Genomic DNA, 16,660 nt, shown 5'->3' with positions numbered 1-16,660 from the left:
GGCGACCGCTCAGAGAGTCGCCGAGTGGTCGGGGACGTAGGTCTGCAGATCGCGCGGCGTGCGCTGGTACCCGGTCGACGGCGGCCGCTCGGGCAGCTCCAGCACCTGCGGCGGCACCTCGTCGTACGGAACCGACGACAGCAGATGGGCGATCATGTTCAGCCGGGCCCGGCGCTTGTCGTCGCTCTCCACGGTGTACCACGGGGCGTCGGAGACGTCGGTGTGCACCAGCATCTCGTCCTTGGCCCGGGAGTACGCCTCCCAGTGGGTGATCGACTCCAGGTCCATCGGCGACAGCTTCCAGCGCCGCAGCGGGTCCTCCAGCCGTTTGCGGAACCGCTCCTGCTGCTCGGTGTCGCTCACCGAGAACCAGTACTTGCGCAGCAGGATCCCCGCCTCGATCAGCATCCGCTCGAAGATCGGGCACTGCCGCAGGAACAGCTGGTACTCCTCCTTGGTGCAGAACCCCATCACGTGCTCGACCCCGGCCCGGTTGTACCAGGACCTGTCGAACAGCACGATCTCCCCGGCGGCCGGCAGATGCTCCACGTACCGCTGGAAATACCACTGGGTGCGCTGACGCTCGGTCGGCTTCGGCAGCGCCGCGATCCGTGCGATGCGCGGATTGAGGTGCTCCGTCACCCGTTTGATGGTGCCGCCCTTGCCGGCCGCGTCGCGCCCCTCGAAGACCACCACGAGCCGGGCACCCGTCGCCCGCACCCACTCCTGCATCTTCACCAACTCGGTCTGCAGACGCAGCAGTTCCTTCTCGTACGCCTTGCGCGGCAGCTCCGCCGCCCGTTCGCCGGCCATGCCGCCTCCACCGCCCAGTGACCGCCAAGACATCCGGAGTCGACCTCATGTCCAAGGCCGAGCACCAGGACGCCACCGTACTTTCCGACGACGAACTGCGCACCGTGGACGCGCACTGGCGGGCCGCGAACTACCTGGCCGCCGCCCAGATCTACCTGATGGCCAACCCCCTGCTCGCCGAGCCGCTGCGACCGGAGCACATCAAGCCGAGGCTGCTGGGCCACTGGGGTACCGCGCCCGGCCTGAACCTCGTGTACACCCACCTGAACCGGGTGATCAGGACACGCGGGCTGGACGCGCTGTGCGTCTGGGGGCCCGGGCACGGCGGCCCCTCCGTGCTGGCCAACTCCTGGCTGGAGGGCAGCTACAGCGAGACCTACCCGGACGTCCCGCGGGACGGGGCGGGGATGGCACGGCTCTTCCGGCAGTTCTCCTTCCCCGGCGGAGTGCCCAGCCATGTGGCCCCGGAGACCCCGGGCTCGATCCACGAGGGCGGCGAGCTGGGATATTCGCTGTCCCACGCCTACGGCGCGGCCCTGGACAACCCGGACCTGCTGGTCGCCTGCGTCATCGGCGACGGCGAGGCGGAGACCGGACCGCTCGCCGCCGCCTGGCACTCGAACAAGTTCCTCGACCCGGTCCACGACGGTGCCGTCCTGCCCATCCTGCACCTCAACGGGTACAAGATCGCCAACCCGACGGTGGCGGCCCGCATCCCCGAGGCCGAACTCGACTCGCTGCTGCGCGGCTACGGCCACGAGCCGATCCACGTCGGCGGCGACGATCCCGCCCGGGTCCACCACGCGATGGCCGCCGCCCTGGACGAGGCTCTGGACCGGATCGCCGAGGCGCAGCGCGCCGCGCGCGAGGACGGGGCCACCGGGAGAGTGCGCTGGCCGGTGATCGTGCTGCGCACCCCGAAGGGCTGGACCGGCCCGGCGGAGGTGGACGGCGAGCCGGTGGAGGGCACCTGGCGCGCCCACCAGGTCCCGCTGCCCGGCGTCCGGGAGAATCCCGGGCACCTGCGGCAGCTGGAGGAGTGGCTGCGTTCCTACCGGCCCGAGGAACTGTTCGCCGCGGACGGCCGGCCCGTCCCCGACGTCCTCGCCTGCGTCCCCGACGGCGCCCGCCGGCTCGGCGCCACCGCGCACGCCAACGGCGGCCTGCTCGTACGCGAACTGCCCATCGCCGGCCTCGACGCGTTCGCGGTCCCGGTGGAGAAGCCCGGCACGACCCTGCACGAGCCGACCCGGATCCTCGGCGACCTGCTCGCACAGATCATGGAGGACACGCGGCTCCGCAGGGACTTCCGGCTGGTCGGCCCGGACGAGACCGCCTCCAACCGGCTCCAGGCCGTGTTGGACGCCGGCGGCAAGGCCTGGCAGGCGGAGCTGCTCCCGGTCGACGAACACCTCGACCGGCACGGCCGGGTGATGGAGATCCTCTCCGAACACACCTGCCAGGGCTGGCTGGAGGGCTACCTCCTCACGGGCCGGCACGGACTGTTCTCCTGCTACGAGGCGTTCGTGCACATCGTCGACTCGATGGTCAACCAGCACATCAAATGGCTCAAGACGTCACGGCAGTTGGCCTGGCGGGCACCCATCGCCTCGCTCAACTACCTGCTCACCTCGCACGTCTGGCGCCAGGACCACAACGGCTTCTCCCACCAGGACCCCGGCTTCGTCGACCACGTACTCAACAAGAGCCCCGAGGTCGTCCGCGTCTACCTGCCGCCGGACGCCAACACCCTCCTCTCGGTCGCCGACCACGTCCTGCGCAGCCGGGACTACGTCAACGTCATCGTCGCCGGCAAACAACCCTGCTTCGACTGGCTCTCCATGGACCAGGCCCGCGCCCACTGCGCGCGCGGCGCCGGCATCTGGGACTGGGCAGGCACCGAGAACGGCGCCGAACCCGACGTCGTCCTCGCCTGCGCCGGCGACGTGCCCACCCAGGAGATCCTGGCCGCCGCCCAGCTGCTGCGCCGGCACCTGCCACGGCTCGCCGTGCGCGTCGTCAACGTCGTCGACATGACCCGGCTGATGCCGCGCGACGAACACCCGCACGGGATGACCGACTTCGAGTACGACGGCCTGTTCACGGCCGACAAGCCGGTGATCTTCGCGTATCACGGGTATCCCTGGCTGGTGCACCGGCTCGCCTACCGGCGCACCGGCCACCGCCACCTGCACGTGCGCGGCTACAAGGAGTCGGGGACCACGACCACCCCGTTCGACATGGTCGTCCGCAACGACCTGGACCGCTACCGCCTGGTGATGGACGTCATCGACCGCGTCCCCGGCCTCCCGGTCCGGGCGGCCGCCCTGCGCCAGCAGATGGCCGACGTCCGCACCCGCCACCAGGCCTGGATCCGGGACCACGGCACCGACCTGCCGGAGGTCGTCGACTGGAGCTGGAACGCCTGACCGCCCCCGACCGGCGGCCCGTAGAACCCGCAGGAACCGGCCGTCACCGGTGACCGGCCGGAGCCGGCCGTGACGGGCCCGGGCCCGGACCCGGTGCAGGGTGCGGCACAGTACTCCGAGCCCGGCGCAGTCGATGAACGTCACCGGACGCAGGTGCCCTACGGAGCAGGGTCCTCCGCCCGCGGACCGCACATGGCCGGGGCCGCACCGCCTCAGCCGACGCGCGTGCCCTCGACGCGGTTCTGGTGCACGCGCAGATGTGTGGTGGCCAGGCCGAGCAACGGAACGGCGATCCCGAACTCGTCCGCGCGGCGGACCAGATCGCCGAAGACCTGTTCCACTTCCGCGCTGAAGCCCTGTGTCACATCCCGGTACAGGGACGAGGTGAGCGGCGAGCCTTCCTGGGTGACGCTCGCCAGCGTCTGCCGCAGGGCCGGGTCGGGTGCCGGGTGGCCGGCGGCAGCCGCCACGGACGCGCACTCCTCGACCACCGCCCCGGCGAACTCCGCTCCACCCGGTACGGCCACGACCTCGCCGACCGACCCCCGCATCAGGCAGGTCACGGCACCGACCGAGGCGATGAAGATCCACTTGGACCACATCTCGGTGTCGATGTCCGCCGACAGGCCGGTCGGGAAGCCCGCGTCGCTCAACACCCGGTGCACCTCGGCGAGTCGGGCCGGAGCGGTGCCCCGACGTGCCCCGTAGCGCAGATCCTGCGCGTCGGCCAGGCGGACGATGTCTCCCTGGGCGTCCAGGGCGGTCGCGACTTTCGCCACACCACCGAGGAGCGCTCCGTCGCCGAATCGCGCGGCCAGCGTGTCGATGTGCCGGAGGCCGTTGAGGAAGGGGACGATCAGCGTGTCCGGACCGACCGCGCGCGCCACGTCGGCGACGGCCTGATCGAGCCCGGTGGCCTTGACCGCGAGCAGGACCAAGTCGTACGGACCGTCGATGTCCTCGACGCCGATCACGCGGGGCCGGAGGACCGTCCGTTCCCCGAGGCCGGTGACGCGCAGCCCGCGCTCCGCCATGCGGTCCGCGCGCCGCGGCCGTACCAGGAAGGTCACGTCCCGGCCGGCCTGGACCAGTCGCGCCCCGAAGTATCCGCCCGTCGCGCCGGCACCCACCACGAGGATCCTCATGGGCTCCCACTCCTCTCCACGCCGCCATCCAGTCGACATAATCAAAAATCATACGGCTATGTCGCTCGTGTCGGCCGCCGATGCTCGCGGAGTCCGCCCGGACGTACGAGGGCGTCCGGCACTCCTTCGGGGGAGGTGCCGGGCAAGGCGGTCGTGCGTCGTGGCCGGGAGTCAGGCTCGGGTGATTCGGCCGCGACCGGGGGCGGCGCGGCGGCGATCCGTCACCGGACCTGCGGGGGCGACTGCCAGGAGACGGGTGTTCCGCCCCGGGTGCGGTGTCGTTCCGTGGCGCCGCCGGTGTCTCACTCGGCCCAGGGTGTGAAGCCGGTCTGGAGGACGGCCTGGAGGAACGTGCGCATCCGGGCCGCGTCCTCGGATCCGAAACGGTCCTCGAACTGGGCCTGCACCTCCCGCCACAGCGGCAGCGCCGCCTTCATCCGGGAGACGCCGTCGGGCGTGATCGACACTATCCGCGCGCGGCGGTCCGTCGCCGACGGTTCGACCACCAGCAGGCCCTCGCGCGCCAGCGGCTTGAGGTTCGAGGCCATCGTCGTACGGTCCATGGCGATCATGTCGGCCAGGGTGGAGATCGTCATTTCCCCCTGCGCGCTGAGTTTCTGCAGAATGCTGAGCTGCGTCGCGCGAAGGCCGACCGGGGACAGGGCCCTGTCGTAGGTGGCACTCAGATAGCGGGCCGCCTTGCGCAGGGCCAGGTTGTTGCACGCGTCGGAGGGGTCGGCGGGTGTAGCGGTCATGATCTCCTCCTGGGTGCTGTAAGCCCATGATAAGAGCATATGCGCCCACCGTAAAGTCGCGACAAAGAAATCCGGATGCCGGTCGAGGGGGAGTGCGGGCATCGCCGTGCGCCCCGCTCCGTCCCGGCGTCGGTCAGTGGCAGACCGTCCTGCCGTGGCGCCCCTTCCACAGCAGGTCGACGTGTTCCACGGCCGTGCCGTGAGCGCGGACGACGGTCACGGTCACGGATCCGCCGGTCTCACCCGGGAGGTCGAAGGCGTAGAGCGCACGCCTGCGGTCGAGAACGCCGTCGAGCCTCCGAAGGGCCAGGGGCGCGCCGTCGCACGTCACCGACCGCACGGTCTCCCGGTCCGCGCCGAGCACGAGGGTCTGGCTCGTGCCGATCGCCACGGTGGTGGCGAGGCGGATGAGCGTGGGGCGGGCGGAGAAGGCCGTGTCGCGGGCGGACGCGGTGCAGGTGGACGAGGTGAACCCGCCGTCCGACGCGGCGTCGCCGAAGCAGAAACGGTCGTCGGCGGTCGCCCAGAGGAACAACGCACTGCCCCGGCCGACGGCGGCGGTGGCCGTCCCCGCGTGGCCGGGGAGGTCTTCGGTGGACAACCCCGCCAGCAGGGCTGACCTCGCCGCCTCGGTCACCGCACCCCGGTCGACGGCCGTGGCCCGCGGCGAGGCCTTGCGTCCCGCGGTGGCGAGCGTGGTCGGGCCGTGTGTCGGCGCCCGGGGCGGCCGGTCCCCACCGTCGCACGCGGCCACCGACACCAGCGCGACGCCCGAAACGGCCGCCGCCAGAAGCCTGTTCATGATCCCCCCGATACCCCAGGCAATGCCTTCAGGGTATCGCCGCCCCCGGGGACACGTCCGCCGCTGCGCACGGCGGACGTGCGGCCGGACCGCCGTCGGCGCCACCTGCGCGTGGGTTCCGGCGGGGCGCCCGCTCGCTCCGGACCGTCGAGGCCCGGCAGGTCCGGATCCGGCGCCGGATGCCCCGCTTCCCGGAAGCGGGGCATCCGCCGGGCACCGGCCGTCAGCCGGGCTGGTCCAGGCCGGCGAGGTCCTGGCCGGAGGCGAGCCGGGCCCGAACCGCGACGTGGGGTCGCCCGGGCGCGGGCAGGGCCAGCGTTCGGCCGTCCCGGGCGCCGGAGACGTCGCCGGTCACGCGCAGTTCCGTCACGGCCCGGCTCCCCGCCGCCAGCACGAACCAGTTGCCCTTGGGCGACCGCCAGCCGGTGGCGGCCACGACGTGCTGCCCGAACCGGCTGCACGCGGCCGTGGACCGGGCGCGCCCGGCCGTGCGCACCGGTTCGGCCTGGCCGTCCCGGCTCGTGCGCAGGCCCACCGTGACGTCCCCGGGCCCGCGCCAGGAGTCGGCGCGCGCGCACGTCCATACCGCCTGCCCGCCGCCGTCGGGCAGGTCCTGCTCGGCGAAGTCCCAGGCGTTCACCGCCCGTACGCCCGCCCCGCGCAGCGACGTCAGCCCGCAGGCCTGGTGCGCCCAGGCCAGCAGGGCGGCGCTGCCGGTGGCCTCCCGGGGCTGCCGGGGCGGGTTCCCCTGTCCTGGCAGGGGGGTGTAGGTCAGGTGTACGGGGGACAGGTCCCCGAGTCCGGCGAGCAGGAAGGCGTGGTGCTCGGCGATGCGCTCCGACGACCGCAGCTGGAGCACCGGACGGCTCGCGCAGCCGCCGCCGGCCGGCACCGCGGGGACCGGGGCGGTTACCCCGTCCCCGCCCACCCGGAGCGGCCGGGCGAGCACGTCCGGACGCAGCAGGTCACGGGTCTGCGCCTCGGCGACCCACGGAGCCAGCAGGTACCGCTCGGATCCCCGCGACGCGGTCAGGGCCACGGCCGCCGCGGTCGTCACGTCCGCCTCGTCGACCCGGGCCACGCTCAGTCGGGCCGGGCCCGCCGCGGGCTCGGTGTAGCGGGCGATGCGTTCACCGTCGTACAGCACCACCACGGCGGTGTCGTCGACGTCTCCCGCGTACAGCAGCCGGGGAGCGGCGACCGGGGCACCGGCGCTCGTTCCGGGTGCGAGGGCCGGCCGGATGCCGGTGCGAGCCGGACGGAGCCACGCGGCCAGTGCTCTGCCGAGCAGCGCCTCGTCGCGCACCCGGGATCCCCGGGCCGGCCATGCCGTGAAGTCGACACGTGAGGTGTTGTCCCAGACGGTGGCCCCGGTGCGCGCCAGGTCCGCCGGACCGTACGCGGCCCGTACCGCGGACGTCGGCGTGCCGTCGGAGGGCGCCGGGCCGTCGGCCAGGGTCGCGGCCAGCGTCACTCCGGTCGCGGCGCAGACGGCCCCGGCGGCCAGGCCCAGCCGAACCCGGCGCCTGCGCCGCAGCAGATCGGTGGGGCTCGCCTGGAGTGCGCAGGCGTTGAACTCCGGTGACGTCAGCAGCCCGGCGGCCGAGGGGCCCGCGCTCTCGGCGAGCCCGTCCGCCGCGCGCAGGGCGTCGTCGGGGCGTGACACCCCCGCCCCGGCCAGGACTTCGCGCACGGCGTCGTCGGACAGGCTGTGCAGCACGCGCAGCAGGAACGCGGCACGGCCGGCCGCGGTGACCTCCGAAAGCCGCTGGGCGAGGGCGAGTTCGTCCGCGCCGCCGGAGCGGGGGAACAGGCTGAGGCCCACCACGAGCGGCAGCCGGGGCAGCAGCGGTATCAGGCGTCGGCGAGGGCCGCGGTCGTACGAGAGCGCGCCGCGCACGACGGTCACCAGCAAGGCCTGTTCGACCGGTACGGCGGCCGGCCGCTCCGTGCGCGGCGGCGGGACCGTCGTACCGGGAACCGTGCGGGCTCCGGTCAGCGCTCGCTGCACGAGGGAGTGGGCGACGACCACCCGGCGGTGTCTGCCCAGGGCGGCGGGCAGGACGAGGTGCGCCAGGCGGACCAGATCCCCGTACTGCTCGACGAGGACGGACTCGACCTCCAGGACCCGCGGCCTGGCACCGCGTGCGGAACTTCTGAGCGAACGAAGGTGCATGGAGCGGAACGCTTTCGGATGAGGGGACACGCTGGGACACGCTGGTGTGCCGCTCCGTCAAACGAGTGAATCCGGTCGGAGTCACCGCCGACGCGGGGCGGAGGGCCGCCGGTGTGCGCGACGGCCCTGCGCCCCGCCTTCGGCGGTGAACTCCTGCCGGTGGGTTCGTTGGTCAGCCGGTGAAGGTGTAGTGGGCGGTGGTGTTCTGGTAGGTCTGGGTGGTGGGCTGGTAGTCGAAGTAGTACGTGAGGGTGGCGCCCGCGGGCACAGTGACGGGGAGTTCCCAGCGGGCGGTCGAACTGTTGTAGGTGGACATGTAGTTGAGCTGGCCGGTGCCCGGCAGGGAGTAGTGGACGGCGACGAAGGTCTCGGCCGCGCCGTTCGGCTTGAACCAGATGGTGTCGTGGCCGCCGCTGCCGGTGGCCACTCCCTGTGTGAAGTCACCACTCGGCGGCGGGGTCGTGCCGCCCGTCGGATCGCCGGTCGGGCCGCCGCCCGCGCAGGTACCGGTCGTGCCGCCCACGAAGACGCACTTGCGGAGTTCGCCGAGGAAGGCGTCCCGGACGGCCGGGTCGGCCTGGACGCGGGCGTCCCCCCAGTAGCCGTTGGCGCAGCCGGTGCCGCCGGCGGGAGCGCCGTTCGCGCACTGCCACTGGGTCTGGGCGTCCCAGTCGGTGTTGATGTACGCGGCGACACGGATGACGTCGCTGTTCTGCTCGATCCAGGACCAGTAGCCCGCGTACCACTCGCTGAGCAGCGTGCCGGCATCGGCGGCCTGCGGGTTCTTCCTCATGATGCAGCTCTTGGTGTGGCCCGATGTGCTGTAGCCCTGCGGGGAGGCCTCCGCGATCATCACCGGCTTGCCGTGCGAGCGGGCGAAGTCCAGTACCCGGTTCTGCAGGGTGACGGGGTTGGCGTCATAGCTGCTGCAGCCCCATTGGGTGGCCAGCGAACCGGAGTTGTAGAAGGCGGACAGGCCGACGTAGTCCACGTACTGGTCACCCGGGTACCAGGGGTTGAGGTGGTTGGCGTCGGTGACCGTGTAGTTGTACTCGGGGTGGTCCGGGGAGGCGTTCAGCGGCCACGCGGCGGACTGCCACACGGTGGCGACCTTCGTGGCGCCGAGCGCGTCGATACGGCCCTTGATGTACTGGAAGGCCTGCTTGTAGAAGTCGGCGTTGTAGCAGTTCCAGGGGCCGTCGAACTCGTATCCGATGCGCAGGAAGACCTGCCGGTTCCAGGTCTTGAACTGGCTGACCATACGGTCGATGTCGCCGCGGTACCGCTGGGTGAGCTGCGGGCTGATGTCGGCGTCGGAGCGGCCGATGATGGCGCGCAGCGGCTGGTTGCCGCAGCCCGCGGTGGCGTCGGACAGGTAGAGGCCCACGGCGAGGGCCGCGCCCGGGTACTGGGCGAGCGTCCTGTTGAAGTCGACGGTGCCGCTGCCCCAGTCGGCGGGCGAGAACATCCCGGCGAGCGGCGCCGGGCTGCCCCCCTCGACGAGGTTGGTGTAGAGGGTGACGCCGCCGGGTTCCGGGGCGTTGAGCGCGCCGTTGTCCAGGACCTGCGTCCTGTAGTCGGACAGGGTGTCGGAGTCCTGACCCATGACGGGCAGGATCTTGCCGTCGGCGGGCAGGTTGCGGGCGGTGAGCGCGGCGCTCTGCGCCGTGCCGGGCGCGGTAGTGCTCGCGGCCGTGCTGGACGCCGTCCCGGCGGCGAGCAGGGCGAGAGCGGCGGCCACCGCGGTGGCGGACGCCGTCAGGGCGGTGCGAAGTCTCAAGGCGGACTCCCTGGCAGTGAGTACGGAAAGGACGCGGAGGGTGTGAAGGACGCGGAGACCCCGTGCGGTGACGCTCAGGAGATGGCTCCGAAAGAACGACATTTGAAGTCGGAAACTGTCGCTGTGTTTTCGATCCGGAACCGTAGAACCCCGCGGGGTGCGCGTCAATGGATCGCACCGGATCCCCCTGGACCGCCCTGTCCGGCCTCGTTCCGGCGCATGCCGAGAAGGGGCCCCGCAGTGCGGGGCCCCTTCGGGCGGGAGGCGCTGCTACCGGACCGGCGGCCGCCCGGTGCTCTCGCGTTCGACCAGGGCGGTCGCCAGCTCCAGACGCTGCATGCCGCCGGTGAGCACGTTGTCCACGCCCTGCAGGACGATGCGGGCGGCCATGGCGGCCATGTCGCTGAGCGGCTGCCGCACGGTGGTCAGCGGCGGGGAGGCCCAGGCGGCGACGGGCAGATCGTCGAAGCCGACGATGCTGATGTCCCGCCCGACCTGGAGCCCGGCCCGGCGCACCGCGTCGTAGGCGCCGAGGGCCTGCAGGTCGCTGCTGGCGAAGATCGCCGTGGGCGGCTCCGGCAGCGCGAGCAGTTGCCGGGCGCCGGTGAAGCCGGTCTCGTGGTGGAAGTCGCCGCGGATCTCCAGCCGTGGGTCGACGCCGATCCCGGCGCTCTCCAGCGCGGCGCGGTAGCCGTCGAGGCGGGCGCGGGCGCTGAGCACGTCGTCGGGTCCGGTGATGATGCCGATTCCGCGGTGGCCCAGTTCCAACAGGTGCTGGGTGGCGGCGAGACCGCCGTGCCAGTTGGTGGCGCCGACCGAGGGGATGGTGGGGTCCGGGTTGCCCACGGGGTCCACGACGACCAGCGGGACGCCGAGGTCCTGCACCTTGCGGCGCTGCCCCTTGGCCAGGGCGGTGACGGCGAGGATGACGCCGTCGCTCCCGCGCCTGGTGAGGTTGTCCAGCCAGCGCAGGGTGTCGGCGGGCCGGCCGTGCACGGCCGTGACGACCAGGCCGCTGCCGTGCTGCGCGGTGGTCTCCTCCACGCCGCGTACGACCTCCACCGACCAGGGGCTGTCCAGTTCGTTGATGACCAGGTCGATCAGACCCACGGAGTGGGTGGGGCGGCTGCGGCGGCGTACGTAGTTGTGGCCCTCCAGCAGTGCCTCGATCTTCTCGCGGGTGGCGTCGGCGACGTGCGAGTGGCCGTTGAGGACCTTGGAGACCGTGGCGACCGACACCCCGGCCTCGCGCGCGATCTCCGCGATCGTCACGCGGGCAGGGGGGGCTGCCTGCTCGGACACTGTGGAGCGGTCGGTGTCGACCACGGTCACCTCGCTGCTGTCGGACGGTCGCGGCCAGCGTAGAGGACACCGATCGGGACGCCTCCGGTCTCCGAGGGGCTCACTCCCGGCCGGTGCCCGTGACCGCACTGTTACCCACCGCCGCGTTGACGCTGACGGTCGGAAACCTTACGTTCCTCCACGCAGAAACTATCGTAACTTTCGGTCGAGTGGAGCCGCAATCTTCCGGCTCCCGGAGGAGCGTGTTCCCTCGATGAAGCGTGCCCTGACCCTCAGAACGGCCACCACCCTGGCCACCGCCGCGGTCCTGGCGGCCACCGCGACGGCGTGCGGCAGCAGCGGACCCGGAACCGGCGCCGGCGGCGCCGGCGAGGTGAGCGTCTGGTCCCTGCAGGACACGGCGCTCAACCCGGTGCAGAGGAAATCCGTCACGACGTACAACGCCTCGGCGAAGGACACCGGGGCGAGCATCGAGTTCTTCGTCAACGATCCCTACAAGCAGAAGCTCCAGACCGCCCTCGGCTCGCCCAACGCCCCCGACGTCTTCCTCAACTGGGGCGGCGGCAATCTGTCCACCTACGTGAAGTCCGGCGAGGTCGCCGACCTGAGCGGCGACCTCGCCCCCGCCTTCAGGGCGAAGTTCCTGCCGAGCGTCCTGGCCGGCGGCACGATCGACGGCAAGATCTACGGCGTGCCGATGGAAGGTGTGCAGCCGGTCGCGCTCTTCTACAACAAGGACGTCTTCGCGAAGGCGGGCATCGACGCGCCGCCCGCGACCTGGCAGGACCTCCTCGACGACATCGACAGGATGAAGGCCGAGGGCGTCACCCCGATCGCGCTCGCCGGTTCCCAGGCCTGGACCGAGCTGATGTGGATCGAGTACCTCCTGGACCGCGTGGGCGGCCCCCAGGTGTTCGCCGACATCCAGGCCGGCAAGCCCGGCGCCTGGAAGAACCCGGCGGTCACCACCGCCCTCACGATGATCCGCGACCTGGTCGACCGCGGCGCCTTCGGCACCAACTACGGTTCGGTCGGCCAGGATTCGGGCGGCGCCGACGCACTGCTGTCCAAGGGCCGGGCCGGGATGGAGCTGATGGGCTCCTGGGAGTACGCCGGCCAGCTCGCCACCGCGCCCGACTTCGTCAAGCGGGGCAAGCTCGGCTGGACCACCTTCCCGACCGTCCCGCACGGCAAGGGCGACCCGAAGGACATCGTCGGCAACCCCTCCAACTTCTTCTCCGTAACCGCCAGGTCGAAGAACCGGGCCGCCGCCGTCGACTTCGTCACCAGGACCGTCGCCGAACCCTCGTACGTCGAGGACCTCATCGGCATCGGCCAGGTCCCCGCCATCGCGGGCATCGAGGACCAGCTCGAGTCCGGCCCGCACGCCGACTACACCACCTTCGTCTACGGCCTGGTCGAGCAGGCCCCGTCGTACACCCAGTCCTGGGACCAGGCCCTCGACCCGGCCACCGCGCAGAAGCTGCTGACCGAACTCCAGAAGGTCTTCAACAAGCAGTCCACGCCGAAGCAGTTCGTCACCGCCATGGACACCGAGTGAGCTGCACCGCCACCCGCCGGCACGACGGACGGCCCGGCGCCCTCTGGGCCGTCCCCGCTCTGCTGTACTTCGCCCTGTTCGCCGTCGTCCCCATGGCCCTGGTCGTCGGCCTGAGCTTCTGCCGGTGGAGCGGCCTGGGCAGCCCGCACTGGGCCGGCACGGCCAACTGGTCCCGCCTGTTGCACGATCCCCGACTCGGCCAGTCGCTGCGGCTGTCCCTGCTGCTGACCGCCGTCACCTGGGCCGTGCAGACCCTCATCTGCCTTCCCCTCGGCGTCTGGTGCGCCGGCCACCAGCGCGGCCGAGCCGTTCTGAGCACGCTGTTCTTCGTCCCCCTGCTGATGTCCAGCGCCGCGGTCGCCCTGCTGTTCTCCGCGCTGCTCGACCCCAACTTCGGCCTCGCACACACCATCGGACCCTGGCTCGGAGTCGACGACGGCAACTTCATCGGCGACCCGAACCTCGCGCTGTGGACCGTCATGGCCGTCATCACCTGGCAGTTCGTGCCGTTCCACACCCTGCTCTACCAGGCCGCCGCCCGCCAGGTGCCCGCCCAGCTCTACGAGGCGGCCACCATCGACGGCGCCGAGCGGTGGCGGCAGTTCTTCTCCATCACCCTGCCCCAGCTGCGCAACACCGTCGTCACCTCCTCGGTACTGATCCTGGTCGGCTCCCTCACCTACTTCGACATCGTGTTGATCCTCACCAACGGCGGCCCCGGAACCTCCACCCGCATCCTGCCGCTGCACATGTACCTGACCGGCTTCAGCAGCTTCGACATGGGTTACGCCAGTGTGCTCGCCGTACTCCTGCTCGTCGCCGGCACCACCCTGTCCCTGCTGGTGGTCCGCGTCACCGGCTTCCGGCGCATGGCCAGCCAGCGGGAAGGACTGTGATGAGCGCCAAGACCCTCACCCCCGACGGACGGTCCACCGCGCCCGGCGCGCCGGGCGGTGTCCGCGTGGCGGCGCCGGGCCCGCGGACGGCACGCGCGCCCCGCCCCGGCCGTCGCCGTCCGCGCCGGCGCCCGGACCGGCTCGGCGGCCTCGGCGCCGCCGTATGGCTGGTGATCGTGGCGGTGCCGCTGTACTACGTGCTCGCGTCCAGCCTGCGCGAGAAGAGCGACTACCTGGACGCCGGACCGCTGTCGGTGCCGCACCACGTCGTGCTGTCCAACTACCGAACGGTCCTGGACTCCGGCTTCGCCACCTACCTGTGGAACAGCGTCCTCGTGACGGTGTCCACCGTGGCCCTGGTGCTGGCCCTCTCCCTGCCCGCCGCGTACGCCGTCGTCCGCAGCCGCAGCCGTCTCGTCTCCGCCGGGTTCTCCGTGATGCTGATGGGCCTCGCGATCCCCGCGCAGGCCACCATCGTGCCGGTCTACCTGCTGATCACCCGGCTGCACACGTACGACACGCTGACCGCGATCGTGCTGCCGACGGCCGCGTTCTCCCTGCCCATGGCGATCCTCGTGCTCACCTCCACCATGCGCGACATCCCCGGCGAGCTGTACGAGGCGATGACCGTGGACGGCGCGAACTCCACCCAGGTCCTGCGCTCCCTGGTGCTGCCCCTGACCCGGCCCGGCCTGGTCACCGTCGGCGTCTACACCGCGCTCGGCGCCTGGAACGGCTTCATCTTCCCCCTCGTCCTCACCCAGAGCGACGCCCGCCGCACCGTGACCCTGGGCCTGTGGAACTACCAGGGCCAGCAGGGCGGCATCAACGTCCCCGCGACCATGGCCGCGGTCGTGCTGTCCCTGCTGCCGCTGCTCGCCGCGTACCTCTTCGGACGCCGCCACCTGCTCAGCGGACTGACCGCCGGCTTCGGCAAGTGACCGCCCGACGCCCCCTCGGAAAGGCATACATGACCACCGGAGCCACCAAGGCCGCCGCCCCGGACGCGACGTCCGCGCACCAGCCCGGCATGCTCACCAACCCCGTCCTGCCGGGCTTCCACCCCGACCCCTCGATCCTGCGCGTCGGCGACGACTACTACCTCGCCACCTCCACCTTCGAATGGCACCCGGGCGTCCGCATCCACCACTCCCGCGACCTCGTCCACTGGCGCCCACTGCCCGGCGCCCTCGACGACCTCCGGCTGCTGGACCTGTCCGGTGTCCCCGACTCGGGCGGGGTGTGGGCACCCTGCCTGTCGTACGCCCACGGACTGTTCCACCTGGTCTTCACCCGGGTCGACAACCACCACGGCGGCTGGTGGGACGCCCAGAACTACGTCACCACCGCTCCCTCCGCCTCCGGCCCCTGGTCGGACCCGCTGCCGGTGCACGCCCGCGGCTTCGACCCCTCGCTGTTCCACGACCCGGACGGCACCTGCTGGATGCTGTCGCTGACCGGCGACTGGCGCCCGCGCCGCGACCCCTTCGCCGGTATCCAGGCGCAGCGCTGGGACTGCGCCACCGGCCGCCTCACCGGCGAGGTCCACATGCTGTTCCACGGCACCGCCGCGGGCGTCACCGAGGGTCCCCACCTGTACCGGCACGGCGGCCGCTACTACCTGATGACCGCCGAGGGCGGCACCTCCTGGGACCACCAGGTCACCGTCGCCCGTTCCCGCACCCTGCTCGGCCCCTACGAGCCGGACCCCGCCGGGCCCACCCTCACCTCCCGCGGCCGCCCCGAACTGCCTCTGCAGAAGGCGGGCCACGGCAGCCTGGTCCGGACCCAGACCGGCGAGTGGTACCTCGCCCACCTCACCGGCCGCCCCGACGGCCCGCTCGGCCGTTGTGTACTCGGCCGGGAGACGGCCCTGCAGCGGGTGGAGTGGTCCGAGGACGGCTGGCCCCGGGTCGCCGACGGCGTCCCCGCCCGGCAGGTCCCCGCTCCCCGGCTCCCCGCCCACCCGTTCCCGCACCCGCCCGCGCGCGACGACTTCGAAGGCGACCGGCTCGGCCCGCACTGGGCCACCCTGCGCCGGCCGGCCACCCCCGACTGGGCCGACCTGACCGCCCGCCCCTCCCACCTCCGCCTCCACGGCGGCCAGTCACCGCGTGGGCTGCGCACGCCGAGCCTGGTCGCCCGCCGCGCGGGTTCGTTCCACTGCTCGCTCGAGACGTCCGTCGACTTCGACCCGGCCGACGTACGCCAACTCGCCGGCGTCACCGCGTACTACGACAGCCGCACCTGGCACTACGCCTACGTCAGCCGCGACGACGACGGGCGCCGGGTGCTGGCGGTCCTCACCTGCGACGACGGCCGGCGGCTGGAGGGGCCCACGGTGGTGCTGCCGGACACCGGACCCGTCGAACTGCGGGTGAGGCTCGACCTGCCGCAGGTCCGCTTCGACCACCGTCCGCCCGGCAAGGACTGGACACCGCTCGGGCCGCCCCTGGACGCGACGATCCTGTCCGACGAGTACGCCGGGGAGAAACAGGCGCCCGACGGCCGCGCCGCCAGCCCCGCCTTCACCGGCGCCTTCCTCGGCCTGTGGGTCCAGGACATCGGAGCCGACGGCGCCGTCGCGGACTTCGACCACGCCACGTACCGCGAGCACTGACCCACCCCCGGACAACCGGCCGCCGGCCCCCCGCATCCGGCGTCCGGTCTCCACTCCGTCCGGTCACACCCCACCGGGCGGGCCGATCCGGCCTCGCCCGCGCTCGGCGATGGCGTGATTCCGCGTGATGGGCGTCACTGTTCTGATAGGTGATCAGGAAGTGCCGGTCGCTCCGCGGCGGTACACGGCGCGCCTGAGTCCCGGGCACTCCGGGAGCCAGGCATGTGCGATAGGCCATCGTCGACCCTCGTTGACAGGTCTCGAAGCGCCATGCCGAGATCGTCACCGCTTGAACCGGTTACGTGAACTCCTCGTGCCGGTTCGAGGTGAGGACGCCGCCGACCGGGAGCCGCCCCGGCCCGACTGAGCCGCGCGGGGTGT

The 16,660-nt window shown here is 72.2% G+C and carries 12 protein-coding genes; 5 read left to right on the top strand and 7 right to left on the bottom strand.

Going from position 1 to position 16,660, the window contains the following annotated elements; translation table 11 throughout:
• Positions 1 to 9: 9 nt before the first annotated feature.
• Complete coding sequence (gene ppk2 / locus ACFY3I_RS06415; protein WP_365292609.1) at positions 10 to 813, bottom strand: polyphosphate kinase 2; 804 nt, start codon at positions 811 to 813, stop codon at positions 10 to 12.
• Between the two features lie 47 nt (positions 814 to 860).
• Between ppk2 and ACFY3I_RS06410 the strand changes: the two genes are divergently transcribed.
• A complete protein-coding gene (locus ACFY3I_RS06410; RefSeq protein ID WP_390859611.1) occupies positions 861 to 3,242 on the top strand; it encodes a phosphoketolase in 2,382 nt (793 codons plus the stop codon).
• 212 nt (positions 3,243 to 3,454) lie between these two features.
• Here ACFY3I_RS06410 and ACFY3I_RS06405 read toward each other — a convergent pair whose 3' ends face one another.
• The 6 genes from ACFY3I_RS06405 to ACFY3I_RS06380 form a co-directional block, all read right to left on the bottom strand.
• Positions 3,455 to 4,387, bottom strand: coding sequence for a ketopantoate reductase family protein (locus tag ACFY3I_RS06405; RefSeq protein WP_390859610.1), 933 nt, complete (start codon positions 4,385 to 4,387; stop codon positions 3,455 to 3,457).
• A gap of 302 nt (positions 4,388 to 4,689) precedes the next feature.
• Positions 4,690 to 5,142 carry a MarR family winged helix-turn-helix transcriptional regulator gene (locus ACFY3I_RS06400; RefSeq protein ID WP_365292615.1) on the bottom strand — a complete coding sequence of 151 codons (453 nt, stop codon included), beginning with the start codon at positions 5,140 to 5,142 and terminating at the stop codon, positions 4,690 to 4,692.
• A gap of 133 nt (positions 5,143 to 5,275) precedes the next feature.
• Positions 5,276 to 5,944 carry a hypothetical protein gene (locus ACFY3I_RS06395; protein WP_390859609.1) on the bottom strand — a complete coding sequence of 223 codons (669 nt, stop codon included), beginning with the start codon at positions 5,942 to 5,944 and terminating at the stop codon, positions 5,276 to 5,278.
• 223 nt (positions 5,945 to 6,167) lie between these two features.
• Positions 6,168 to 8,120: a hypothetical protein gene (locus tag ACFY3I_RS06390; protein WP_390859608.1), complete on the bottom strand. Its 1,953-nt coding sequence runs from the start codon at positions 8,118 to 8,120 to the stop codon at positions 6,168 to 6,170.
• Between the two features lie 172 nt (positions 8,121 to 8,292).
• A complete protein-coding gene (locus ACFY3I_RS06385; protein ID WP_390859607.1) occupies positions 8,293 to 9,900 on the bottom strand; it encodes an endo-1,3-beta-xylanase in 1,608 nt (535 codons plus the stop codon).
• A 270-nt stretch (positions 9,901 to 10,170) separates the two neighbouring features.
• Complete coding sequence (locus tag ACFY3I_RS06380) at positions 10,171 to 11,172, bottom strand: LacI family DNA-binding transcriptional regulator (protein WP_365292622.1); 1,002 nt, start codon at positions 11,170 to 11,172, stop codon at positions 10,171 to 10,173.
• A gap of 283 nt (positions 11,173 to 11,455) precedes the next feature.
• Here ACFY3I_RS06380 and ACFY3I_RS06375 point away from each other — a divergent pair, with 283 nt between their 5' ends.
• The 4 genes from ACFY3I_RS06375 to ACFY3I_RS06360 are packed head-to-tail and all read left to right on the top strand — an operon-like array spanning position 11,456 to position 16,279.
• Positions 11,456 to 12,763 carry an extracellular solute-binding protein gene (locus tag ACFY3I_RS06375; RefSeq protein WP_390859606.1) on the top strand — a complete coding sequence of 436 codons (1,308 nt, stop codon included), beginning with the start codon at positions 11,456 to 11,458 and terminating at the stop codon, positions 12,761 to 12,763.
• A complete protein-coding gene (locus tag ACFY3I_RS06370) occupies positions 12,760 to 13,659 on the top strand; it encodes a carbohydrate ABC transporter permease (RefSeq protein ID WP_390859605.1) in 900 nt (299 codons plus the stop codon). The genes ACFY3I_RS06375 and ACFY3I_RS06370 overlap by 4 nt, the downstream gene beginning before the upstream one ends.
• Complete coding sequence (locus tag ACFY3I_RS06365; protein WP_390859604.1) at positions 13,659 to 14,600, top strand: carbohydrate ABC transporter permease; 942 nt, start codon at positions 13,659 to 13,661, stop codon at positions 14,598 to 14,600. Before ACFY3I_RS06370 ends, ACFY3I_RS06365 begins: the two co-directional genes overlap by 1 nt.
• Before the next feature lie 29 nt (positions 14,601 to 14,629).
• Entirely contained in the window at positions 14,630 to 16,279 is a 1,650-nt protein-coding gene (locus tag ACFY3I_RS06360) for a glycoside hydrolase family 43 protein (RefSeq protein ID WP_390859603.1), read from the top strand.
• Positions 16,280 to 16,660 lie beyond the last annotated feature (381 nt).

The sequence above is a fragment of the Streptomyces sp. NPDC001068 genome, from assembly GCF_042897315.1.
Taxonomy (GTDB): Bacteria; Actinomycetota; Actinomycetes; order Streptomycetales; family Streptomycetaceae; genus Streptomyces.
Note: the sequence above shows the minus strand (reverse complement) of the source record. Positions and strands in the feature narration are given on the sequence as shown.